Consider the following 21,777-nt stretch of genomic DNA (forward strand, 5'->3'; position numbering starts at 1 on the left):
CAGCGGCAACCGAGAAGTTCCTTTCACCCAAGCACCTGATGTCACCATGGATACCGAACCCTCTCCGCTGGAAGCGATCAAGGGCAATCTTGGCGGGCGTTTGCGCGCTGCGCGCGAGGCCCGTGGGCTTGGTGTCGAGGCGTGCGCGCATGCGCTGCGTCTGCCGACCCGTGTGCTCAAGCAGATCGAGAGCAACGAATACGGTGGCATCGACTACGAAGTCTACCTAGCGGGTTATCTCGTCAAGTACGCGCGCTATCTGGGTGTCGACGAGACCGAGGTGAAGGCGGAGCTTGAGCAGATCAGGCTGGCTCAGCCGTCGCTGGTTGCCACCGGCGGCATTTCGCATTCGCGCTACCTGCTCGAGAACTACGCGCGCGCCGCGACCTACGTGGTGCTGACGGCGGCCATCGTGGTGCCAACCATCTGGCTGGGCGTGCGTGGCACCCTTGATCGCGACGTCAGTCACTTGGCGCCGCTGGACGCCGCCCCTGTAGCGCAGGTGGATGCGCCGGCGAGCAGCGCCAGTGCGGCTGTGGCTGCCGTGGCTGTTGCACCTGTGAAATCGCAGGATGGTACGGCTGATGTCGCCGCCGCTGCCCCTCAGCAGCAAGTGGCTCAGGAAACGCCACCCCGCAAGATCAGCCGCTGATGGCATCCATGACGCCATTCCCCAATCTGAGTGGCGATACGCACGCAGCCGCAGCGCCCGTGGCCTCGGATGCTGTGGGCAATGGTTCGCACAGCCTGGTGCTCAACCTGCAGAGTGCCAGCTGGGTCGAGATCACCACCAAGGATGGCTCGCGTCTTGAATACGGCTTGCTCTCCGCTGGCATCTCCAAGACCTATCACAGCGATCAGGCCATGGAAGTGCGCATTGGTAATGCCAATGGCGCGCAGGTCACGCTGGATGGCCAGCCCATGCCGCTGGACAGCTACCGCCGTTCGAACGTCGCTCATTTCCGCGTAGAAATGCACGACGGCAAGGCAGCGCCTGCCGGCGCCTGAGTCGCGCGCCGGGCCTGTGCGGTCTGGCGCAATCGGTTATGCTTGCCCATTGTCCGCTCGGTGACGAGCGGGCAAGTCGGGCTGATTTCTTTTCCGCATGACGGGTGCCGCCAGAGGCCCTTGATGTGTGGCTCCCTTAGGGTGATTGCATGGCATTTGAAGCGTACGACGACTACGAACAGAGCGAACGCGTACAGCAGTGGTTGCGCCAAAACGGCCTGTCCATCGTCGTCGGCATTGCGATCGGCTTGGTCGGCATCTTCGGCTGGGGCAAGTGGAACGACCATAAGGCTGCGCATCAGGCTGATGCTGCAAACATCTATGCGCAGATTCAGGTGGCCGCGGCCTCTGGCAAGGCAGACAACGCCGACCAGCTGACCGATCAGCTGCTCAAGGACTACACCGACTCCGCTTATGCCGTTTTCGCCGTGAGCGATCGCGCGGAGCGTCAGGTCCAGGCCAAGCAACTGGATAAGGCTATCGAGTCCCTGAGCTGGGCCGAGACCCATGCCTCTGATGCGAACCTCAAGGCGCTGGCCCAGATGCGCATCGCGCGCGTCCAGCTGGCACAGGGCAAGGGCGCGGACGCGCTGGCCGCATTGGATCGCATGCCGCCGAAGGCTTACACGGGCGTCGCTCAGGAACTACGCGGCGATGTGCTGGTCAAGCTTGGGCGCCCGGACGATGCTCGCAAGGCGTACGAAGCCGCCAAGGCGGCAATGGGTGAGAACGCGCCTCAAAGCGTGCAGATGAAAATCGATGATCTGGCCGTGGCCGGGAAGCAGGGTGCATGAAAGCTGAAGTGAAGAAGCGCGGTGCGATGAAGCGCGTTTGGCTGGTGGCGCTGACCTCCCTGGTGGTCCTTGCCGGTTGCCACTCGTTCAAGAAGGAAAATGTCCAGCCGCCGACCCCGTTGGCCAAGGACTTCAAGCCGACCGCCCAGGTCAGCAAGCTGTGGACTACTAGCGTGGGTGATGGTGCTGGCGACAGCGGCGTCCGTTTGCGCCCGGCTTTCGCCGATGGTGTGCTGTATGCCTGTAGCACTGACGGCAAGCTAGCTGCCATCGACGCGACCAGTGGCAAGACGCTGTGGTCCAAGAGCTCGCGTACCAAGGGCTGGTTCGGCTGGGGCGACAAGAAGCGCGCCGATGCCTTGTACGCCGGTGGTCCGATGGTGTCCGGCGATCTGCTCGTGGTCGGCACGCTCGATGGTCACGTGTACGGCATCAACGCGAAGGACGGCAGCCCGCGCTGGGAGTCGGTCGTCAATTCCGAAGTGATTTCTTCGCCGGTCATCTCCGGCAACCTCGTGATTGCCCGCACCCAGGACGGCCGTCTGTACGGTTTCGACAGTGCCACCGGCGAACGCCACTGGGTGTACGACCAGGACAACGTGCCGCTGCTCAGCCTGCGCGGCAACGGCCCGCTGCTGGCCGCCAATGGCGTGGTGTTCTTCGGTAACGACGCCGGCAAGTTGGTGGCGTTGCGCGAGGACAACGGCGAGAAGCTCTGGGAGCAGACGCTCGCCAGCGGCGAAGGCCGCACCGAGATCGACCGCTTGGCTGATGCCGACGGCGCGATCCTGCTTTCCGGTACCACCCTGTATGGTGCTGCCTACCACGGCAATCTGGCTGCCATTGATGGCCCCAGTGGCCGTCCGCTGTGGGGCCGTCCGTTCTCCACTTTCACCGCGCTGGATGTCACCGACAACGCCATTTATGGCGTGAATGACGAATCGCAGGTGTGGGCGTTCGACAAGAGCGGCGGCGCTGACATGTGGAAGAACGACGCGCTCAAGTACCGCTGGCTTACGGGCCCGGCCGTGCTGGGTAATTACGTCGTAGTCGGCGATCTCGAGGGCTACGTGCACTTCCTGCAGACCGGTGATGGTGCACTGGCTGCACGCGAGCGCTTGTCCAAGAAGGCCATCCGCGCCCAGCCACTGGTTGTGGGTGACATTGTGTACGTCGAAGATGAGAAGGGCCGCATCGGCGCTTACCGTCTCGGCGGCCGCTGATCGAATCAAAGGTTGTCTAAATAATGCTGCCCGTCGTTGCCCTGGTCGGTCGCCCTAATGTCGGTAAATCGACCCTTTTCAATGCAATGACGCGCAGTCGTGACGCCCTGGTGGCTGATATGCCGGGCGTCACGCGAGATCGACACTATGGCGTGTGCCGCACCGGCACGCGCCCGTTCGTGGTGGTAGATACCGGCGGCCTGTCGGGCGAAGAGGAAGGCATCGATGGCCTGACCGCGGCGCAGGTTCGCCTCGCTATCGAAGAGGCCAGCGTATTGGTCTTCGTGGTCGACGCCCGTGACGGCCTGTTGCCGCAGGACCGGACCATCCTTGATGAGCTTCGTCGTAGCGGCAAGCCGATCATCGCCGGCGTCAACAAGACCGATGGCCTCGACCTGCAGAACGCCATGGCGGAGTTCGCGGTGTTCGGCATCGCCAACACGTTGCCGCTCGCTGCATCCCACAATCGCGGCACGGAAGATCTCGTCGCCTCGGCCATCAAGCTGCTGCCCGAGGAAGAGCACGAAGAAATCGATCCGGGCGAAGCGGACAGCATTCGTGTTGCCATCGTCGGCCGTCCGAATGCAGGCAAGTCCACGCTGATCAATCGCCTGCTCGGCGAGGATCGCCTGATCGTTTCCAATGTAGCCGGTACGACGCGCGATCCCATTCGTGTATCGCTTGAGCGTGACGGTCGCAAGTACACCCTGATCGACACCGCCGGCGTTCGCCGCAAGGCGCGCGTGGAGGAGGCGGTGGAGAAGTTCAGTGTCATCAAGACACTCCAGTCAATGGCCGCCGCCCAGGTCGTGGTGGTGATGGTCGATGCGCGCGAGAACCTGGCTGACCAGGACCTCACGCTGATCGGTCACGCCGTCGACGAGGGCAGGGCATTGGTGATCGCCGTCAATAAGTGGGACGGCATGGACAGCTATCAGCGCGAGCAGTGCCAGCGAGCGCTGGAGCGCCGCCTGCAATTCGTCGACTGGGCCAAGACCGTGTTCATCTCGGCATTGCATGGCTCTGGCCTGCGAGAGCTGATGAAGGGTGTCGTGCGGGCGCATCACGCTGCCACGAAAGAACTGGGTTCGTCCGAACTCACAAAAACACTCGAGATGGCCTACGAAGGCTATCAGCCGCCGTTGGTGCGGGGTCATGCGCCCAAGCTGCGCTTTGCGCATCCTGGCGGCAACAATCCGCCGACCATCGTCATCCACGGCAGCCGCACGAAACACATTGCGCCCGCTTATCGTCGCTATCTGGAAAATTTCTTCCGCAAGCGATTCAAGCTGGAAGGCACGCCAGTGCGTATCCTTTTCCGCGACGGTGAAAACCCCTTCGCCGGCAAGAAGAACGTGCTCACGGACAGCCAGAAGCGTAAGCGTCAGCGCATGATCCGCGAGATGAAGAAGCGCGATCGCTGAGATTGAGGTCCGGGCGGCGTACTGCTGCTAGCCAAGGTCTGGCAGCCCGCGCCTCATCCCCCGTTTCGCCGTAAGCTAGTCCAATGACGAGCCTCAATCGCGACCGTTGGCTGGAATCCCTGCGGGCCAGCATTCCCGAAATCCCCCCCCTGTCGATGCACTCGCCAGACAGGCGCAAGGTGGCCTGTTGATCGACGTGCGTGAAGACGGTGAGCGGGCCAGTGGCACGCCGGCGGGCGCCGTGGGGCTGTCCCGTGGATTTCTTGAGCTTCGCATCGAGCAGATCGAGGCCGATCGCCAGCATCCCATCCTGGTTCTGTGCGGTAGCGGGCAGCGCTCGCTGCTGGCCGCGGAAGCTCTGCAGCGCATGGGTTACGAGCAGGTGGTGTCGGTGGCAGGCGGATACCAGCGCTGGAAAGCGGAGGGTTTGCCTATCGCGGCGGGAGCCTTGGATAGCGATGCCGCCGAGCGTTACGCAAGGCAACTGCAGCTACCTCAGGTGGGCGAGGCAGGGCAAGCCAAGCTGGCAGCCGCGCGCGTGGCACTGCTGGGGGCGGGCGGTCTCGGTGCGCCGGCCTCGCTCTATTTTGCAGCGGCCGGCGTGGGGCAGATCACCCTGATCGATGACGATCGAGTCGAGCGTTCGAACCTGCATCGACAGGTCATTCATGCCGATGCCCGTGTCGGCATGTACAAAACGGAGTCGGCGCGCATCGCGCTTTCCGCGCTCAATCCCCGCGTGCGCATTGAGATTCGCAATGAGCGCCTTCAAGCGGACAACGTCGAGCGGCTACTGGCTGATCACGATCTAGTGATTGATGGTGCTGACAATTTTCCTGCGCGCTACTTGGTGGCAGCCGCGTCACGGCGCCTGGGACTTCCCATGGTCTATGGCGCGGTCGAGCGCTTTACGGGACAGGTCAGTGTGTTCGATCCGCGCCGAACGGAGTCGCCCTGTTACCGATGCCTGTTTCCGGAGCCGCCTGCAGCAGCAGATGCACCCAATTGCAGCGAGGCCGGCGTGCTTGGCGTGCTGCCAGGGATTGTGGGTTTGCTGCAGGCAACCGAGGCGCTCAAGCTGATCCTCGGCATCGGCGAGCCGCTGGTGGGGCGGTTACTCAACGTCGACGCCCTTGGCATGCGTTTCAAGGAGACGCGTTTGCCGCGCGATCCTGGCTGCCCGGGATGCGGCGACGGCGCCACATTCAATGGGTATGAGGATCTAGTGCAGCTCTGCGCCACGGCGGGTTGATCAGCGCAAGTCGTCTGCGATGAACGAGTAGATCGCGGCGTCCTGCGGTTCGCTGCGCAGTAGCAGACGGCGACGCGCAATGGCCTCGAATCGCGCGCCAGCTTTCTCCGCAACGCGCCGGCTGGCGACGTTGTCCTCGGCGATTACGATTTCCAGTCGACGCAAATCCGTTACACGCAGCGCATGGCGTGCCAATAGGCACACAGCTGCCGTGGCAATGCCTTGCTCCTGTCTGCTCTGGCGGACCCAGTAGCCCAGGTTGGCCATCCCGTACTCAGGTTGCCAGTGATTGAGCGCGATGCAGCCGATGAGTTCGTCGGTCGCCCGGTCCGTAATAGCCAATGCGCATTCGTCGCCGACGCCTTGCCACGCCAGACGCGTCTGCGCGATCCAGCGGGCGCCATCTTCCATGCTGTATTTGGGCGTGCACCACGCTTGCCAGCGACCGATGCTGTCCATCGACTCGTGCAGGGAGGCGTGGAGCGCTGGCAAGTCGGTGTGGCGAAACGGGCGCAGGCGCAACGTACCTTCCTCCAGCACGGGGCCAGGTGAGGCATCGCCTTGCTCCGGCGGTAGCAGCGAGTACACCGCGGCGGGAACGGCCTCATCGCGCAGAAGGATATGGTTGGGCGAGATACCGTCGAGATGCGCCCCAATGCTCTCTGCAGTACGGCGGCTGGCCACGTTTTCTACCGCAGCCACAATCTCGATGCGGGCCAGGCCCAGCACCTCGAAACCAAACGCAGCGATGGCCCGCGCCGCGCGCTTGGCGACACCTTGGCCCTGGGCTGATTCGCGGACCCAGTAACCGAGGTTGGCGCTACCCCTTGTGTGGTCGATGCGGTTGAGGCCGATATCGCCCAGTGCGCGGCCGCTCTCGTCGAAGATCCCGAAGGTATAGGCATCGCCACGCTCGCGGTTGGACTGGCACGTCGCAATCCACGTTGCGCTGTCGTCCCGGCTGTAGCTATCGCGCAGCCACGACATCCACGGTGACACGGTGGCGTGCGATTCTCGGGCGGCCTCATACAGCGAGTCGGCGTCTTCGGGCTGCCATGGGCGTAGCCGAAGCCCTTGGGCGTCGAGTTCGATGCGGGCGGTCAAAGCGGTTGTATCAGCCATGCGGTTTCGTTTGTGTGCGTGCGGCCGAGCCGGGATAATAGGTCTCTTTGTAGGCGGCCCCGGACCATGAGCGCACGTATCCTTGACGGCAAACGCATCGCGCAGGAGCTGATGGACCGCATCGGGCGGCGTGTCGCCGAACGCACGGCCAAGGGGCAAGATGCGCCCGGTCTGGCCGTCGTGCTGGTCGGTGACGATGCCGCGTCGTCCGTCTACGTTCGTAATAAACGCAAAGCCTGCCATCAGGTTGGCTTCCGTTCGTTCGATTTCGACCTGCCGTCCAGCACTACGCAGGACGAGCTGTTTGCCTTGATCGATCGCCTCAACGCCGATCCGGCCGTGCATGGCATCCTGGTGCAGTCGCCGTTGCCCGACCATATCGACGAGGACGCCCTGGTCGACCGCATTGATCCGGGTAAGGATGTGGACGGCTTCCAGGCCGTCAACGTAGGCCGCCTCGCGCTGCGCCGCTTCGGCCTGCGCCCGTGCACGCCGCGTGGCGTGATGACCCTGCTGGGCCATACCGACCGCCCTGTGCGTGGTCAGCATGCCGTGGTCGTCGGTGTCTCCAATCACGTGGGGCGTCCGCTGGCGCTGGAATTGCTGATCGCCGGCTGCACCACCACCTGCTGCCACAAGTTCACCCGTGACCTGGAAGGCTTCGTGCGTCAGGCAGATATTGTGATCGTCGCCGTGGGCAAGCCTGGGCTGGTCAAGGGTGAGTGGGTCAAGCCGGGCGCGGTGGTGATCGACGTGGGCATCAATCGACTCGAAGACGGTCGATTGGTGGGTGATGTGGATTTTGCGCCCGCGGCCGAGCGCGCTAGCTGGATCACGCCGGTGCCGGGTGGCGTCGGTCCCATGACCGTGGCGACGCTCTTGGAAAACACGCTGGAAGCGGCGGACGCGCGCGACGCAGCCCATCACGGTTGATCGCGGCGCGCCACGAAAACGCGGCTCATGAGTTTTGCGCGGGCCTTGAAACTGCGGCGTCAAACCATATGCAGAGAGCCTTCCCGCAGAAGGTCTGACCGGCTTTTCGTTCATGCAGAGAGTAGCGGGGCCTAGGCCTTCTGCGTATAATCTCCTCTTTGCAGCGGGACAAAACGCATGCGCATCCTCGCCGAGGCTCTCACCTACGACGACGTTTACCTCGTTCCGGCCCATTCGGCCGTTCTGCCACGTGACGTAGACACCTCCACGCGGCTCACCCGAAACCTGCGCCTGAATATCCCCATCGTGTCCGCCGCCATGGATACGGTCACCGAAGCCCGCCTCGCCATCACCATGGCCCAGCAGGGCGGCATCGGCATCATTCACAAGAACATGACCGCCGAGCAGCAGGCCGCCGAAGTGCGTCTGGTGAAGAAGTTCGAAGCGGGCGTGATTCGCAGTCCTATTTCGGTCGGCCCGAATACTTCCATCCGCGAAGTGTTGCAGCTCACCCGCGCGCACAACATCTCCGGCGTGCCGGTGGTGGATGGCGAACAGCTGATCGGCATCGTCACCAGCCGTGATCTGCGCTTCGAGCGCAAGCATGAAGACCCCGTGCGCAACGTCATGACCCGCCAGGAGAAGCTGGTGACGGTGCGTGAAGGCGCCAGTCAGGACGAAGTGCTGCAGCTGCTGCACAAGCACCGCATCGAGAAAGTGCTGGTCGTCAATGACGACTTCCAGCTGCGTGGCCTGATCACGGTGAAGGACATCCAGAAAGCCCGCGACAACCCGAACGCCGCCAAGGATCGCCTTGAGCGTCTGCTGGTTGGCGCCGCGGTGGGCGTGGGCGGCGACACCGAAGCGCGTGTTGAAGCGCTGGTGGATGCCGGCGTGGACGTGCTGGTGGTCGACACGGCGCATGGTCATTCGCAGGGCGTGATCGAACGCGCCGGCTGGGTGAAGAAGCGCTACCCGCAGGTGCAAGTGATCGCCGGCAATATCGTCACCGGTGAAGCGGCGCGCGCGCTGCTCGATGCCGGCGTCGATGCGGTGAAGGTGGGCGTGGGCCCTGGTTCGATTTGCACCACGCGCGTTGTCGCTGGTGTCGGTGTGCCGCAGATCACCGCCATCGACCTCGTCGCCACGGCGCTGAAGGATGAGATCCCGTTGATCGCCGATGGCGGTATCCGTTATTCGGGCGACATCCCCAAGGCGCTCGCCGCCGGTGCATCGACCGTGATGCTGGGCTCGATGTTTGCCGGTACCGAAGAGTCGCCGGGCGACGTCGAACTGTTCCAGGGTCGCCAGTACAAGAGCTACCGCGGCATGGGTTCGCTGGGCGCGATGGCGCTGGGTTCCAAGGATCGCTACTTCCAGGACGAAGCCGACGCCGACAAGCTGGTGCCCGAAGGCATTGAAGGTCGTGTGCCGTATCGCGGCTCGCTGCGCAACATCATTCACCAGCTGATCGGCGGCCTGCGCGCCTCGATGGGTTACCTCGGTGCTGCCACGGTCGACGACGTGCGCCAGAAGGCGCAGTTCGTGAAAGTGACCAGCGCCGGCGTCACCGAAGCGCACCCGCACGACATCCAGATCACCAAGGAAGCGCCGAATTACCGGCTCAATTCCTGATGGATACGCGCCGGCCTCATGGCCGGCGCATTCGTTTCAACGGAAGGCGACGCTCACACGCGTCGCTTTCGCATTCAACGATTCAAGCGCGAAGTGCAGGGCGAACCTGTCGCGCACCGGAGCCGGACCGTGACCGACATCCATAACGACAAGATCCTCATCCTCGACTTCGGCGCGCAGTACACGCAGCTGATCGCTCGCCGCGTGCGCGAGATCGGCGTCTACTGCGAAATTTGGGCGTGGGACCACGACCCTGCCGAGATCGCCGCGTTCGGCGCCAAGGGCATCATCCTGTCGGGTGGCCCGGAATCGACCACGCTGCCGGGCGCGCCTAGCGCACCGCAGGAAGTATTCGATTCAGGCCTACCGATTCTTGGCATCTGCTACGGCATGCAGACCCTGGCCGCCCAGTTGGGCGGCGCCACCGAAGCCGCCGACGCGCGTGAGTTCGGCCATGCGGAAGTGGATATCGCCTCCAGCAGCCGCCTGTTCGCCAATCTCAGCGACCACGACAGCGCGCACCGTCTGGATGTCTGGATGAGCCACGGCGATCACGTCTCCAAGGCGCCGCCGGGCTTCGTCATCACGGGCAGCACGGATCGCATTCCGGTCGCGGTCATGGAGAACGAGGATAAGCGCTGGTACGGCGTGCAGTTCCATCCGGAAGTGACCCACACCAAGCAGGGCACAGCGCTGCTTCAGCGTTTCGTCACGGAAATCTGCGGTTGTCAGACGCTGTGGACCGCCGCGCACATCATCGAAGACCAGATCGCCCGCGTGCGCGAGCAGGTCGGCAGCGATCACGTGCTACTGGGCCTCTCCGGCGGCGTGGATTCGTCCGTGGTGGCCGCGCTGCTGCACCGGGCTATCGGTGACCAGCTGACCTGCGTGTTCGTCGACACGGGCCTCCTGCGCTGGAATGAAGGCGACCAGGTGATGGCCACCATGGCTGAGCACATGGGCGTTAAGGTGATTCGCGTCAACGCCGCCGAGCGCTACTTCAAGGCGCTGGAAGGCGAGGCCGACCCGGAAGCCAAGCGCAAGATCATCGGCCGCCTGTTCGTCGAGATCTTCGACGAGGAATCGGCCAAGGTCACCGCTGGCGGGCACGGCCAGGTGAAGTGGCTGGCGCAGGGCACCATCTACCCGGACGTGATCGAGTCCGCCGGCAGCAAGACCGGCAAGGCGCACGTCATCAAGAGCCACCACAACGTGGGCGGCCTGCCGGAGCACATGAAGCTCAAGCTGGTCGAACCGTTGCGCGAGCTGTTCAAGGACGAGGTGCGCCGTATCGGCGTGGAACTCGGCCTGCCGCGCGCCATGGTCTACCGTCATCCGTTCCCGGGCCCGGGCCTGGGTGTGCGCATCCTGGGCGAGGTGAAGCCGGAGTATGCCGAGCTGCTCGCCCGTGCCGATGCCATCTTCATCGAAGAGCTGCGCGCCTGGGACCTGTACGACAAGACCAGCCAGGCCTTCGCCGTGTTCTTGCCGGTGAAGTCGGTGGGTGTAGTCGGCGATGCACGTGCCTACGAATGGGTGATCGCACTGCGTGCGGTGGAGACCATCGACTTCATGACGGCGCATTGGGCGCACTTGCCATACGACTTCCTTGGCAAAGTTTCAAATCGTATTATCAATGAGTTGCGTGGTGTTTCTCGTGTCGTTTATGACATCAGTGGCAAGCCGCCCGCCACTATCGAGTGGGAGTGAGTTCTCCCGCTCCATAATACGGCCCGAACATGAGGTGTATTTTCTAACCACCTGATGTTCGGGCTTTTTTATGGGCGAACGAACCGAGTCACCACGGCACGCTCATACCCAGGTAGTTCAGGAATTTCAGGCCGTGATGACCAGCGTGCGTGGCAATGACGTCGACCACGCATGGGATGCTCTCCTCAACGGACAACACGGCCTCCGGGCCACCCATATCGGTGCGTACCCAGCCCGGGGCGATCAGCAGCAACGAGCGGGGATCGCCGGCGTGGCGTGCGGCGAAGCTGCGCATCAGCGTGTTCAGGGCTGCCTTGCTGGCGCGATAGGCCTCCCATCCCCCATCGATGTTATTGCCGACGCTGCCCAGGTCAGAGGACATCGCTACGATGCTGCCGCTGACGGCGACCAACGGGGCCAACGTCTCGATCACGCGCATCGGGCTCAGCGCGTTGGTCACCATGGTGTCGACGAAGGCGTCTGTGCTGATCTCGGCAATGGGTTTTTCTGCGTCGATCGCGACGCCTGCATTGACGAACAGCAAGTCGAGATCTCGCCCGGCAAGGCGTTGGCTAAGCGCCTGCAGTTGCGCTGGTGAATTGATGTCGAGCAGCTCGATCTCCAGCCGGCCGTCGGCGCTGGCAGCCAGCTCATGGAGCGGCCCGGGTTTTTCGTGACGAACCGTGGCGATGACTTGCCAGCCGCGTTTGAGGTATTCGTCGGCCAACGCGAAGCCAAGTCCGCGGGAAGCGCCCACGATGAGCGCGGTTTGCTGCGTCTGATGCTTGCTCGATGTCATGGAACCGTCCGTCAGTTGGCCTCAGGAAGACCGTTCAACCAGATCGCGCAATACGCTTTCCAGTGTTGTTGTCGCCTTGAGCGAGCCCGCCTCGCCCTGCTCGAAGTCGATCCAGCCCTCGTTGAAGCCATCGAGCATACGCATGCGGGGATCAGGGTTTTGCATGCCTTGCGTTTGGAACAGGTTTTCCCACGTATCGCGGGGTACAGGCTCGGTGCTTACGGAACGTCCGAGAGCGGCAGCGAAGCCGCTGGCGATGTCGAGCGCCGAATAACGGCGCGGCCCTTCCAGTTCGATGATCCGCGTGCCTTGCCAACGGTCCCTCAGGGCTCCCGCTACGGTGTGGGCGATATCGGCGGTTGCCACCATGGGAATAGGGTGGTCGAGCGGTTGCAGAAAGCTGGGGATGAGCCCCTTGCGGGCAGCGGCGACGTCCCACGCGGCGTTCTCCATGAACCAGCCGGCGCGTACGAAAGCCGTGGGTATCGGCAATTCTCGTAGCGCAGACTCAACCATGCGCGAATTGCTCAGCAACGAAAATGCCTCCACATGGGCACCCACCGTGGACAGGAATACCACTCTGTCCGGACGCGCAACATCCACAGCCTGGCACACGGCCGCGATGATCTTCTGGACGCCGGGGAACCCAGGGGCTGGGTCGTAGTCGGGCGGAATCATCAGGAAGACGCCGTCAGCGCCTGCGAAGGCTGTGGCGAGTGCGTCCGGATCGCCGGCTGTCGCCAGCGCGACCTCGCAGCCGCGGTCCATCCAGCGGCCCGCCTTCGTCTCGTCGCGCAGGATCGCGCGAACGGTATAGCCCTCCGCCAGCAATTCGTTGGCTACCTGGCCGCCAACCTGGCCGGTGACACCCATTACTGCATACATGCCCGGAATCCTCATTCTGGCGGCAATGCGCCGCGTTCGAAGGCGATTCTGGATGCGTGCAACTCGTTTCGCGATAACATCAATGACAATAGATAAGTGACGAAAAGGCATCAATTATGTCTTTCGACGAGCGCATGCTTAACGGGATGAGCGTGTTCGCCGCCGTGGTGGATGGCGGTAGTTTTGCCGCCGCTGCCGAGGCGCTGGACATGTCTCCGCCCGGCGTCAGTCGCGCCATCGCCCGGTTGGAGGCTCGACTGGGCATCCGCCTTTTCGACCGCACCACGCGCTCGGTCCGCCTGACGGATGAAGGGCGGCGCTTTTACGCGCAGGTGCTGCCGTTGCTGTCGGGGCTGGAAGAAGCTGCTGCCAATGCCGCACAAGGGGCTACCAGCGTGCGCGGTCGGTTGCGCGTGCACATGGACCCGCTGTTCTCACGCCTGGTGCTGGCGCCGCGGCTGGGTGAGTTCATGACGGCCTATCCACAACTGGAGGTGGAGCTTGCGACGCGTGACCAGCTGGGTGACATCGTGGCCGATGGTTTCGATGTGGCTGTCCGTTTTGGCGAGCCACCGGATTCCAGCCTGGTAGCGCGCAAGCTGCTGGATACACGCATCCTCACCGTGGCGGCGCCGGCGTATCTGCATCGCTACGGACACCCGGCCCGGCCGCAGGAACTGGAAGCCGGCAAGCACATCTGCATCGAGTTTCGCGATCCTGCGACCGGCCGCACGTTTCCCTGGGAGTTCCATCGCAAACGCGAACAGCTTGCCGTGAAAACCACCGGTCGGTTGATCGTCAACGACGGCGGCACCATGCATGCCGCCTGCGTGGCCGGTTATGGCATCGCGCAGGTCATGGATGTGGCCGCCGGGCCTCTGGTCGCAAGCGGGCAGTTGGTCGAACTGTTTCCCGATTGGCCGGACGAGCGCTTCCCGCTCTATGTGCTTTATCCCTCTCGCCATCATCCGTCGGCGAAGGTCCGCGCCTTTCTCGATTTCGTCATCGACATCACGGCCTCGGCACAGCCCGCATCGCTGGCGATAGAATGACCGGCCCGCTGTCTGTAGCCGTCCCGATGACCGACACCCTCCTGCCCCTGCCGCAGCAGTTTTCCGCCGAAGACGAGGGCTACATGCGCCGCGCCTTGCAACTGGCTGCGCACGCGCGTGACGCCGAGAACGAGGTGCCAGTGGGTGCGGTGCTGGTGCAGGGCGAGGAGATCATCGGGCTGGGTTGGAACCGCAACATCACGCTCAACGATCCCAGCGCACACGCGGAAATCATGGCGCTGCGCGCGGCAGGCGAGAAGCTGTCCAACTACCGCATGCCAGGCGCGACGCTGTACGTGACGCTGGAGCCGTGCGCGATGTGCTCGATGGCGCTGGTGCACGCGCGCATCGGGCGTGTGGTGTACGGGGCCACCGATCCCAAGACAGGCGCGGCAGGCAGCGTGTTCGATACGCTGATTTCCGACCGCCACAACCATCGCGTGGTGGTCGAGGGTGGTTTGCTAGCCGATGACGCATCGACCATGCTGCGCGAGTTTTTCCGCGCCCGGCGCTAGTTGCTGCCATGCCATTTCCCGTGCGGCGCGAATTAGTGGGCCGCAGCGCGCCAGTAGGCTTTCAGTTGCTCCAGTTTGGCGAGTGACTGCAACGCTTTTTCCGAAGCCTCATAGGCCGTGCGTTTGGTCCAGCGCCGGAAGGCCTTGAGCTTGGCTTTGGTGTTGTCACCGGTCGCCACCTCGCCGATCAACGTGCGCGCCATCATGCGGTCATGCGCCAGACCCAGGTGCCCCTGCAGGTCGGCAAGGCGCTTCAACCACTGCATGGTGGCAGCCTTGGGGAAGGCGTGCTGGTACAACTCGATGCTATAGCGGAGTTTCTTGGTAGCGCTGCGCAGCCGATGCAGGCGCTTCTGGCCGCCATCCAGCTTGTCGGCACGCTTCCTCAGATCGGCAAAGCGCTTTTCGATAACCGCGGCGGCAACTTCGCGCACGCGTTTGTCGCTGGGTGGTTCCAGCACATGCACCCAATGACGCCAAGCCCGTATCGGCGTGGTCAGACCGTACTTTTTAAGCTGGACGAGTGCGCCCTTGTGATTTTGCTGCTGCCGCTCGCTGAGCGTCTTGCGTACGGCCTGAGTCTCGTCGAGTTCGCCGTGCTCCTTGTCCAGGAAGATCGGCAGCGTTTCCATGGCGAGGATGTCCATGTCGCGGCATTGCCCGGTGGCTTCGCGGCAGCAGCGCAAATAGCTCAATACGTCGTGCAGGTCATCGTCGGACAGGGTAGCCACGTCTTTCAGCGTGGCGGTCACGCGGCGCAGATTGACGCGCCATGCGTGTAGCAACTTGGGATCGTAGGGTTCTTCCAGCAGTCGCTTGCGCGATTCGGCTGCTTTGACCAAATAGCCATCCAGGGTTTGCCGGATGCGATCGAATTCCGAAACTGTGCCCGGGCGGTTCCTGGCGGGAGCCGGCGATGCGCGCGATGGGGTGACGCGATGCTGGAGCCTGGCATTCATGCAGTGATTCCGGACGACCGGGACGTCTACTTTGCATCAAATTGTCATAATGCGCGAGCGGCCTCCCGCCGCACGCTCATGACAGAAAGGCCAGCACCTCAGCGCAGGATTGTTCGATTTTCAGGCTGAGCAGCGGATCCGCCCGGGTCTTGCCCATGTTCACCGCGGCAATCGGCTTGCCGTCGCGCGCGGCGGCGGCTGCGAACCGGTAGCCGGAAAAGACCATCAGCGACGAACCGACCACCAGCATGGCGTCCGCGTCGTTCAGCGATGTGATGGCGGCGTCAACGCGGTCGCGGGGCACGTTTTCGCCAAAGAACACCACGTCGGGCTTGAGGATGCCGCCGCAGTGCGGGCAGGGCGGCACTGCGAAGGACGAGAAATCACGGCCGTCCAGGTCGGCGTCGCCGTCCGGTGCATCACCCGCGTCGAGCATCGCCCAGTCGGGATTGAGCTCGACCAGCGCCTGCTGAAAGGTGTCTCGTGGCAAGTGCACAGCACAGTTCATGCAACGCACTTCATTCAGGCGTCCGTGCAGGTCGATCACCTGGCGGTGTCCGGCTGCTTGATGAAGTCCGTCGACGTTCTGGGTGAGCAGTGCGGTAACACGACCCTGCTGTTCCAGTCGCGCCAATGCATGGTGCGTGGCATTGGGTAGGGCGCGCCCAAAGCGGCGCCAACCCACCAAGCTGCGTGCCCAGTAACGTTGGCGCGTGGTCTGCTCAGCCATGAAGGCCTGATAGGTCACCGGTTGCGGTCGTTTCCAACCGCCGTTGGCATCGCGGTAGTCCGGAATGCCCGAATCTGTACTGCAGCCCGCGCCCGTCAGTACAAACAGGCGTGGATGCGCTTCGATAAATTCGCGCAGCCGCGCCTGATCCTGTGCGATATCGCGCATGGGTTCGATCGTAGATTCAGCGATGGTCGCGTCAGGCTGCAGCACGGCCTTGTAACTCCTCGATGGCGCCAGCGATGCCGCCAGGGCCTTCCACTTGTATGACGCGCGAAGCACGGTCGACAAAGTCGGTATCGGTTTCGTGCGCCCAGGTCACGTGGTAGGGCATATAAACGCCCCAGCCGCCCATCTCAACCACCGGCGCGATATCCGAGCGCAACGAATTGCCGACCATGGCGAAATGCGCAGGCGTGAGCTGGAACTCTTCCAGCACGTTGCGGTAAGCGCGCTCGTCCTTCTCCGAAACAATCTCGATGCGATGGAACAGGTCAGCCAGCCCACTGCTCGCGACCTTCTGTTCCTGGTGGAACAAGTCGCCCTTGGTAATAAGCACCACGCGGTGATGTTGCGCAATGGCTTCCACCGCTGCACGAATCCCCGGCAGAAGGTCCACGGGATGCGCCAGCACCTGCTTGCCCAGCTCGATGATGCGATGCAGGTCGGTCGCGCTGATGCGCTGCTCGGTGATGTCGATGGCCGATTCCAGCATGGATAGCGTCATGCCCTTTGCGCCGTAGCCGAACAGCTTGATGTTGCGGCGCTCGGTGGCCAGCAGCCGGTCATGCACGTGCACATCGGCCAGATCCACGTACGCGCCGATAATGCGTTCGAATTCGCCGTGCGCCGACTGGTAATAGCCCTCGCTGTGCCACAGCGTGTCGTCGCCGTCGAAACCTACCAATTCAATCACGTTGCTCATCCATCCACCGCGCCAGACCAACTAGTCAGATGGGGTCATTTTCCCAGAAAACACTGGATTTGGACGGTGCTGCCGACCTGGGGCTGGCGACCTCGGCGTTCAGGACAGGGCGCCACGGGAAGAGGGGGCCGTACGTTGTTCGGCGTGTCCACACGCTGGTGGCCTCCAGACGCCATAGCCGTGATGCAGGGCTGACCAGACCGGCAGTGGCGCCGGTGGCGGCAGATCCAGCGCGCTGAAGTCACCGTCGGCGAAGACAACGCGCCCGTCCATCACGGTGAGCGTTGCGCTGATGTGCCGGATGTCTTCATCAGCGACGTCGAAATAGTCCTGTGTGAGCACGGCGAAATCCGCCAGTTGGCCGATGTCGATCTGCCCCTTGCGGCCATCCTCACCCGAGAACCAGGTATTGGCCCGAGTGTGCAGCGCAAGCGCCGTAGCTCTATCCAGCCGTTGTTCGGCGGGATACAGCGCGACGCCACCAAGCGTGCACCCCGTGACCAGCCAGGACAGCGTCACCCAGGGATCCATGCTTGACCGCTCTGTTCCGCCGGAGCCGATACCGACACGCAGGCCAGCGTCCAGCATGTGGCGTAGTGGCGGCGTCCGTGCGGCGGCGTGGTCGCCGTGTCGCTCGATGAAGTACACCCCCTGATAAGCCATGTTGGGTTGCACACAGATGCCTCCGCCGAGACGGACCATCCGTGCGATCTGGTGGTCGTCGATCGTTTCTGCGCCGTCGATGAACCAGGGGACTGACTGCAGCGGCAGCTTTGCATCGATGCGTTCGAGTACGTCCAGCACCATGCCTATGGTTTCGTCATAGCTGGCGTGCATGCGCCAGGGCCAATTGCGTGCGACCAGCCGGCTTATGACGTCCTCAAGATCAGCGGCCGCCTGGGTGGGAATGGGCGACGGCGGCTGGCGAAAATGGGCGTAATCCTGGGCGGCGTGTACGAGCACGCTGCCGGCTCCGTTGAAACGGAATGCATCGTCGCCGTCGCGAGGCCGATGGATGGTGGACCAGTGCAGGTAGTCGGCGATCTCCGCGCCGGGTGTTTGGGCGGCGAGATGATAGGCGACGCGCACGCTGAGTAGATGGTGCTGCGCCAGTTCTTCCACGGTGGCGTAGTCGCTCGGGTAGCGCAGCTGTGGCGAGCCGGGATCGATCACGCTGGTGATGCCGAGGCGGTTCAGTTCACGCATGAACTGGCGCGTGCTGTTGATCTGGTATTCGTGAGGAAGCCCGGGCGCGTGCGCGAGCGCCTGCTGGAATACTTCCGTGGACGGTGCTGCGATGAGCAACCCGGTGGGCGCGCCAGCAGCGTCCCATTCGATATGCCCGCCGGGTGGGTCAGGGGTGTTTGCATCGTAGCCGCAGGCAGCGATAGCGGTACCATTGAGCAAAGCGCGATCCTGCAGGTGCTGGATATAGACCGGCGTGGATGGCGCGATGCGATCGAGTTCGTCCAGTGTCGATAGCCGGCGTTCGGCGAACTGGTGTTCGCAGAAACCGCCGATCACGAATACCCATTGCGGAGCCGGCGTGCGCCGCACTTGTTCAGCCAGTACGCGCAACGCTTCGTCCAGTGTCGGGATGCCATCCCAACGCAGTTGCTGGTTGTAGCCCAGGCCTGTGGCGACCAAGGGTAGGCAGGCATCGATCAAACCGGGGATGACGCGGCGTCTTCCCGCATCGATGAGGATGGTCGCCGGACCGGCGAGCGCACGTATCTGGCCATTGGTACCCACCGCAGCAATGCGGTTACCGCTGACGGCCAACGCCTGCACTTCGGGCCGATGCGCGACGCCGGTATGGATCTTCGCGTTGTGGACGATAAGCGTCGGATAGACAGCCATGGGTGTCGCCTTGATGCCAAACCACCCCCGCCCTCAGGTGTAAGCGCTGGCGTGTTTAGGCGACGTCAAGCCGTTTGATCAGGGCGCCGCGTACGCGGATCGTTAGATTTCATGCAGTGCATCGCGGCGGAAACCGGGCATGTGCATATGCGCAAAAGTCATTTCCCGCCATGACAGGGGTTGGACAGCATCCATCTACTCGTTGGGAGGCGAGACCATGAACCGAACCGTGCCTGCAAACACCGTCAGTGTCTTTCGCCGTGCGCTAGTCGCGGGCGCACTGCTGTGCGCATGGCCGGTGTGTTGTCTTGCGGACGGCTATGACTTCTACAGCAACTGGCCTACCCATGTGACGGCATCCGACGGTACGGATTTCGGGCTGGCCGTGCTTTATCAGTACGACGTCAATCAGTTCTCGCACGACAACGGAAAATTCGACGATGCAGGCACCAATCGTCGCCGTTACTTCGGCCTGTATCTGCGCAAGCCCGGTGTTTACGACGCGATCGCGCAGTACGACTTCCAGGCCAAGCAGTGGGCGGATGCCTTCGTGCGTTTCCGTAGCAGCGGCGTGATCGGTAAGGATGTGGGCAATTTCCGCTTTGGTTATTCCAAGACGCCGGTGGGTTTCGAGGGCGTAACCAGCAGCTCCGCCACCACCTTCATCGAAACCGCGCTGCCCACGCAGGCGGTCTGGGAGGGGCGCCGTGCAGGGTTCGATTGGGCGCTGGTGCGGCCGCATTTCATCATCAATATCGGCGACTACTTCTGGCGCAAGGATTTCGACGGCAACAACCCGGGCAGCACCTGGGCCGGACGTGCGGCATGGATGCCACTCAACGCTCCCGGTAAGGTGCTACATCTGGGCGTTTCCGCGTCGCGGGAGAAACTGGACTGGGCGGATGATGGAACGGTGCCACCGTCCGCACGGCTGCGCGCTCGTCCGGAGGATGGTCTGTCGCCGGTTCGTCTGGTCGACTCGGGCAACCTGCCTTACAGCAAGAGCGTGAACCGCCAAGGTTTCGAATCATTATGGATCGAGGGGCCTTGGTCGCTGCAGGGCGAGTACCTGAAGGCACAGGTCGACCGCTACCACGGCAAACCCGACTACGACGCCAGCGGCTTCTATGTGTTTACGACCTGGACGCTGACCGGCGAGTCGCGTGCCTACAGCGATGGCAACGTCGCTGATCGCCGTTACAACGGCCGCGACCTGCAGGCGGTGCGGCCCACCCATGCGTGGGGTGCCGTGGAGTTAGCGGTGCGCTACAGCGAACTGGATCTCAACGACGGCTCCATCACCGGCGGCAAGGAGCACGACTGGACGGCCGGCGCCAACTGGTACCTGGGCGAGCACCTGAAGTTGCAGACCAACTATGTGTGGGCTTTCAGTGACCGGGGAAACCTGAAGGTCGATCCGCACATTTTCGAAGTGCGCGCCCAGGTGTACTTCTGATGGATGTTGCTGGCGCTCCCGTGAGGGAGTGCCAGCAATGCGTGATCAATGCAGGCCGACTGTGTCGTGGGTGGCCTCGAAAATCTTTTGCGTGTCGTAGCCCACACCGTTCTTGAACACATACGGCATGTGTTCGATGTCGGTGGTGGTCTTCGACGGATCGCCGTCGATCACCACGAGATCGGCGCGCTTGCCCACCGCGATCGTGCCCACCTCGGCATCGCGCCCGAGGTACTTCGCGCCGTTGTACGTGGCGACCTTTACCGCTTGCTCGAACGCGAAGCCGGCTTCGACCAGCAACTCGATTTGACGCTTGGATGAATAGCCTGGCACCACACCGCCATAGCCGGTCGGGTCGGTGCCGGCAAGCAGCAGGCCGCCGGCGTCGGCGTATTGCTTCTCCATGCGGGCGAGCTTGAGGTAAGTCTCTGGCGTCATACGCCCCTTGCTGCTCTGCACCTTGTTCCAGGAAGCCTCGTACTGTGCGCGTACTTCGGGAAGCATCAGGTCCAATGCGCCCTGAGGTGCCTTGGGGCGCCCGGGTACGAAGGTCTCGAAGACGGTCAGGGTGGAGGTGAGCGCCACATGGTGGTCGATCATGTCGCGCATCAGTGACTTCACTTCTGTGGAGTTCGCCTCGACTGCAGCAAGCGAGGCGGACACGGCCGGGCTCTTGGGGCACTGATCCGGCTGCTTGTCCTTCACGAAATCGCTGGACACAAAGAATCCGTGCTCCAGATTGTCGATGCCCATGTCCACCGCCTCGCGATAGGTCACCGAACACAGGTGCGCTGTGACTTTGGCCTTGCGGGTATGCGCCGTATCGATCACACGCTTCAATTCATCACGCGTGATCTGCATGTACGCCTTGTAGGAGGTGACACCTTCATCCGCCCAATAATTGACGGTGCGTTCGGCATCGTCGGGGCCGCTGAGTACGTGCACGGCGGGAATCGGCAGGCCAGGGCCGTTGAGGTAGGGTCCGGTCACGTCCATGTCCGGGCCGACCACCTTGCCTGCGTTGATGGCATCGCGCACGTTGATATCGGCATACGGCATCATCGAGCCCGCCGTGCGCATCGTGGTGGTGCCGCCCGCAAGATAGAGGCGCGGAAAGCTGTAGCTCATCTCGTTGTACTCGACGCCACCGGCTGGATAGAACATGTGCTCGTGCACCATCACGAACCCGGGCATTAGCGTCTTGCCCTGGGCGTCGATGACCTTGGCGTTCTGCGGCACCTTTACTTTGCTGCTCCTGCCGAGCGCGGTGATGCGGCCCTTGTCGATCACCAGCGTCTGGTCGCGCATGGCCTTTGCGCCGGTACCGTCCACGACGGTGGCGTGGATGAAGGCGACCAGTGGCTGGTCGTAGGCAACAAAATCTTTGTCCGACGGCGGCTTGCTATCAGCCGCCGAGGCGGATGCCGTGACCTGCAGGCCAGCGAAGGCAAGGGCGAATAGCGTGCGTTTCAGCGTCATGGATGCTCCCCCATCT

At 63.1% G+C, this 21,777-nt stretch carries 20 protein-coding genes; 12 read left to right on the forward strand and 8 right to left on the reverse strand.

The window, feature by feature from the left end; genetic code table 11:
- The first annotated feature begins 46 nt into the window (after window positions 1-46).
- The 6 genes from DYST_RS02140 to moeB all read left to right on the forward strand — a co-directional run bounded on the left by DYST_RS02140 (window position 47) and on the right by moeB (window position 5,701).
- Window positions 47-652, forward strand: coding sequence for a helix-turn-helix domain-containing protein (locus tag DYST_RS02140; RefSeq protein ID WP_239949684.1), 606 nt, complete (start codon window positions 47-49; stop codon window positions 650-652).
- 8 nt (window positions 653-660) lie between these two features.
- Complete coding sequence (locus DYST_RS02145; RefSeq protein ID WP_239949686.1) at window positions 661-1,008, forward strand: RodZ domain-containing protein; 348 nt, start codon at window positions 661-663, stop codon at window positions 1,006-1,008.
- Window positions 1,009-1,157: 149 nt separating this feature from the next.
- Window positions 1,158-1,802: a YfgM family protein gene (locus DYST_RS02150; RefSeq protein ID WP_239949688.1), complete on the forward strand. Its 645-nt coding sequence runs from the start codon at window positions 1,158-1,160 to the stop codon at window positions 1,800-1,802.
- Entirely contained in the window at window positions 1,799-3,025 is a 1,227-nt protein-coding gene (gene bamB, locus DYST_RS02155) for an outer membrane protein assembly factor BamB (protein ID WP_239949690.1), read from the forward strand. The genes DYST_RS02150 and bamB overlap by 4 nt, the downstream gene beginning before the upstream one ends.
- A 23-nt stretch (window positions 3,026-3,048) precedes the next feature.
- On the forward strand, window positions 3,049-4,449 hold the full coding sequence (der, locus tag DYST_RS02160; protein ID WP_102304674.1) for a ribosome biogenesis GTPase Der: 1,401 nt from the start codon (window positions 3,049-3,051) through the stop codon (window positions 4,447-4,449).
- Between the two features lie 196 nt (window positions 4,450-4,645).
- Window positions 4,646-5,701 (forward strand): molybdopterin-synthase adenylyltransferase MoeB, encoded by a 1,056-nt coding sequence (gene moeB, locus DYST_RS02165; RefSeq protein WP_428993975.1) that lies wholly within the window; start codon window positions 4,646-4,648, stop codon window positions 5,699-5,701.
- On the opposite strand, the gene DYST_RS02170 is transcribed toward moeB, so the two are convergent.
- Window positions 5,702-6,823 carry a GNAT family N-acetyltransferase gene (locus tag DYST_RS02170; protein ID WP_239949692.1) on the reverse strand — a complete coding sequence of 374 codons (1,122 nt, stop codon included), beginning with the start codon at window positions 6,821-6,823 and terminating at the stop codon, window positions 5,702-5,704.
- Between the two features lie 66 nt (window positions 6,824-6,889).
- On the opposite strand from DYST_RS02170, the gene folD reads away from it, so the two are divergent.
- The 3 genes from folD to guaA all read left to right on the forward strand — a co-directional run bounded on the left by folD (window position 6,890) and on the right by guaA (window position 11,101).
- The gene (gene folD, locus DYST_RS02175) at window positions 6,890-7,756 is read left to right on the forward strand and encodes a bifunctional methylenetetrahydrofolate dehydrogenase/methenyltetrahydrofolate cyclohydrolase FolD (protein ID WP_239949694.1); all 867 of its coding nucleotides are present in this window, start codon (window positions 6,890-6,892) and stop codon (window positions 7,754-7,756) included.
- 177 nt (window positions 7,757-7,933) lie between these two features.
- Complete coding sequence (gene guaB / locus DYST_RS02180; protein WP_102304670.1) at window positions 7,934-9,391, forward strand: IMP dehydrogenase; 1,458 nt, start codon at window positions 7,934-7,936, stop codon at window positions 9,389-9,391.
- A gap of 129 nt (window positions 9,392-9,520) precedes the next feature.
- Window positions 9,521-11,101 carry a glutamine-hydrolyzing GMP synthase gene (guaA, locus tag DYST_RS02185; RefSeq protein ID WP_239949696.1) on the forward strand — a complete coding sequence of 527 codons (1,581 nt, stop codon included), beginning with the start codon at window positions 9,521-9,523 and terminating at the stop codon, window positions 11,099-11,101.
- Between the two features lie 88 nt (window positions 11,102-11,189).
- Here guaA and DYST_RS02190 read toward each other — a convergent pair whose 3' ends face one another.
- Complete coding sequence (locus DYST_RS02190; RefSeq protein ID WP_239949698.1) at window positions 11,190-11,900, reverse strand: SDR family NAD(P)-dependent oxidoreductase; 711 nt, start codon at window positions 11,898-11,900, stop codon at window positions 11,190-11,192.
- A 21-nt stretch (window positions 11,901-11,921) separates the two neighbouring features.
- Entirely contained in the window at window positions 11,922-12,896 is a 975-nt protein-coding gene (locus DYST_RS02195; RefSeq protein WP_239949700.1) for an NmrA family NAD(P)-binding protein, read from the reverse strand.
- 5 nt (window positions 12,897-12,901) lie between these two features.
- On the opposite strand from DYST_RS02195, the gene DYST_RS02200 reads away from it, so the two are divergent.
- Window positions 12,902-13,837, forward strand: a complete 936-nt coding sequence (locus DYST_RS02200; RefSeq protein ID WP_239949702.1) for a LysR family transcriptional regulator — start codon at window positions 12,902-12,904, stop codon at window positions 13,835-13,837.
- Window positions 13,838-13,863: 26 nt separating this feature from the next.
- Window positions 13,864-14,352, forward strand: coding sequence for a tRNA adenosine(34) deaminase TadA (tadA, locus tag DYST_RS02205; protein WP_239949704.1), 489 nt, complete (start codon window positions 13,864-13,866; stop codon window positions 14,350-14,352).
- Between the two features lie 32 nt (window positions 14,353-14,384).
- Here tadA and DYST_RS02210 read toward each other — a convergent pair whose 3' ends face one another.
- The 4 genes from DYST_RS02210 to DYST_RS02225 form a co-directional block, all read right to left on the reverse strand.
- Window positions 14,385-15,311: a CHAD domain-containing protein gene (locus tag DYST_RS02210; protein WP_239949706.1), complete on the reverse strand. Its 927-nt coding sequence runs from the start codon at window positions 15,309-15,311 to the stop codon at window positions 14,385-14,387.
- A 76-nt stretch (window positions 15,312-15,387) separates the two neighbouring features.
- On the reverse strand, window positions 15,388-16,209 hold the full coding sequence (locus DYST_RS02215; RefSeq protein WP_239952052.1) for an NAD-dependent protein deacetylase: 822 nt from the start codon (window positions 16,207-16,209) through the stop codon (window positions 15,388-15,390).
- A 31-nt stretch (window positions 16,210-16,240) separates the two neighbouring features.
- Window positions 16,241-16,966: an HAD family hydrolase gene (locus DYST_RS02220; protein ID WP_233202775.1), complete on the reverse strand. Its 726-nt coding sequence runs from the start codon at window positions 16,964-16,966 to the stop codon at window positions 16,241-16,243.
- A gap of 99 nt (window positions 16,967-17,065) precedes the next feature.
- Entirely contained in the window at window positions 17,066-18,826 is a 1,761-nt protein-coding gene (locus DYST_RS02225; RefSeq protein WP_239949708.1) for an amidohydrolase, read from the reverse strand.
- Window positions 18,827-19,043: 217 nt separating this feature from the next.
- On the opposite strand from DYST_RS02225, the gene DYST_RS02230 reads away from it, so the two are divergent.
- Complete coding sequence (locus DYST_RS02230; protein ID WP_239949710.1) at window positions 19,044-20,282, forward strand: OprO/OprP family phosphate-selective porin; 1,239 nt, start codon at window positions 19,044-19,046, stop codon at window positions 20,280-20,282.
- Window positions 20,283-20,327: 45 nt separating this feature from the next.
- On the opposite strand, the gene DYST_RS02235 is transcribed toward DYST_RS02230, so the two are convergent.
- The gene (locus DYST_RS02235; protein ID WP_239949712.1) at window positions 20,328-21,761 is read right to left on the reverse strand and encodes an amidohydrolase family protein; all 1,434 of its coding nucleotides are present in this window, start codon (window positions 21,759-21,761) and stop codon (window positions 20,328-20,330) included.
- Between the last annotated feature and the right edge of the window lie 16 nt (window positions 21,762-21,777).

It is taken from the genome of Dyella terrae (assembly GCF_022394535.1).
Lineage (GTDB): Bacteria > Pseudomonadota > Gammaproteobacteria > Xanthomonadales > Rhodanobacteraceae > Dyella.

Bases quoted from the DNA above. Each gene is read 5' to 3' on its own strand.
- DYST_RS02140 (WP_239949684.1), top strand. From the start codon at position 47: ATGGATACCGAACCCTCTCCGCTGGAAGCGATCAAGGGCAATCTTGGC.
- DYST_RS02145 (WP_239949686.1), top strand. From the start codon at position 661: ATGACGCCATTCCCCAATCTGAGTGGCGATACGCACGCAGCCGCAGCG.
- DYST_RS02150 (WP_239949688.1), top strand. From the start codon at position 1,158: ATGGCATTTGAAGCGTACGACGACTACGAACAGAGCGAACGCGTACAG.
- bamB (WP_239949690.1), top strand. From the start codon at position 1,799: ATGAAAGCTGAAGTGAAGAAGCGCGGTGCGATGAAGCGCGTTTGGCTG.
- der (WP_102304674.1), top strand. From the start codon at position 3,049: ATGCTGCCCGTCGTTGCCCTGGTCGGTCGCCCTAATGTCGGTAAATCG.
- DYST_RS02170 (WP_239949692.1), bottom strand. From the start codon at position 6,823: ATGGCTGATACAACCGCTTTGACCGCCCGCATCGAACTCGACGCCCAA.
- folD (WP_239949694.1), top strand. From the start codon at position 6,890: ATGAGCGCACGTATCCTTGACGGCAAACGCATCGCGCAGGAGCTGATG.
- guaB (WP_102304670.1), top strand. From the start codon at position 7,934: ATGCGCATCCTCGCCGAGGCTCTCACCTACGACGACGTTTACCTCGTT.
- DYST_RS02190 (WP_239949698.1), bottom strand. From the start codon at position 11,900: ATGACATCGAGCAAGCATCAGACGCAGCAAACCGCGCTCATCGTGGGC.
- DYST_RS02195 (WP_239949700.1), bottom strand. From the start codon at position 12,896: ATGCCTTTTCGTCACTTATCTATTGTCATTGATGTTATCGCGAAACGA.
- DYST_RS02200 (WP_239949702.1), top strand. From the start codon at position 12,902: ATGTCTTTCGACGAGCGCATGCTTAACGGGATGAGCGTGTTCGCCGCC.
- tadA (WP_239949704.1), top strand. From the start codon at position 13,864: ATGACCGACACCCTCCTGCCCCTGCCGCAGCAGTTTTCCGCCGAAGAC.
- DYST_RS02210 (WP_239949706.1), bottom strand. From the start codon at position 15,311: ATGAATGCCAGGCTCCAGCATCGCGTCACCCCATCGCGCGCATCGCCG.
- DYST_RS02215 (WP_239952052.1), bottom strand. From the start codon at position 16,209: ATGCGCGATATCGCACAGGATCAGGCGCGGCTGCGCGAATTTATCGAA.
- DYST_RS02220 (WP_233202775.1), bottom strand. From the start codon at position 16,966: ATGAGCAACGTGATTGAATTGGTAGGTTTCGACGGCGACGACACGCTG.
- DYST_RS02225 (WP_239949708.1), bottom strand. From the start codon at position 18,826: ATGGCTGTCTATCCGACGCTTATCGTCCACAACGCGAAGATCCATACC.
- DYST_RS02230 (WP_239949710.1), top strand. From the start codon at position 19,044: ATGAACCGAACCGTGCCTGCAAACACCGTCAGTGTCTTTCGCCGTGCG.
- DYST_RS02235 (WP_239949712.1), bottom strand. From the start codon at position 21,761: ATGACGCTGAAACGCACGCTATTCGCCCTTGCCTTCGCTGGCCTGCAG.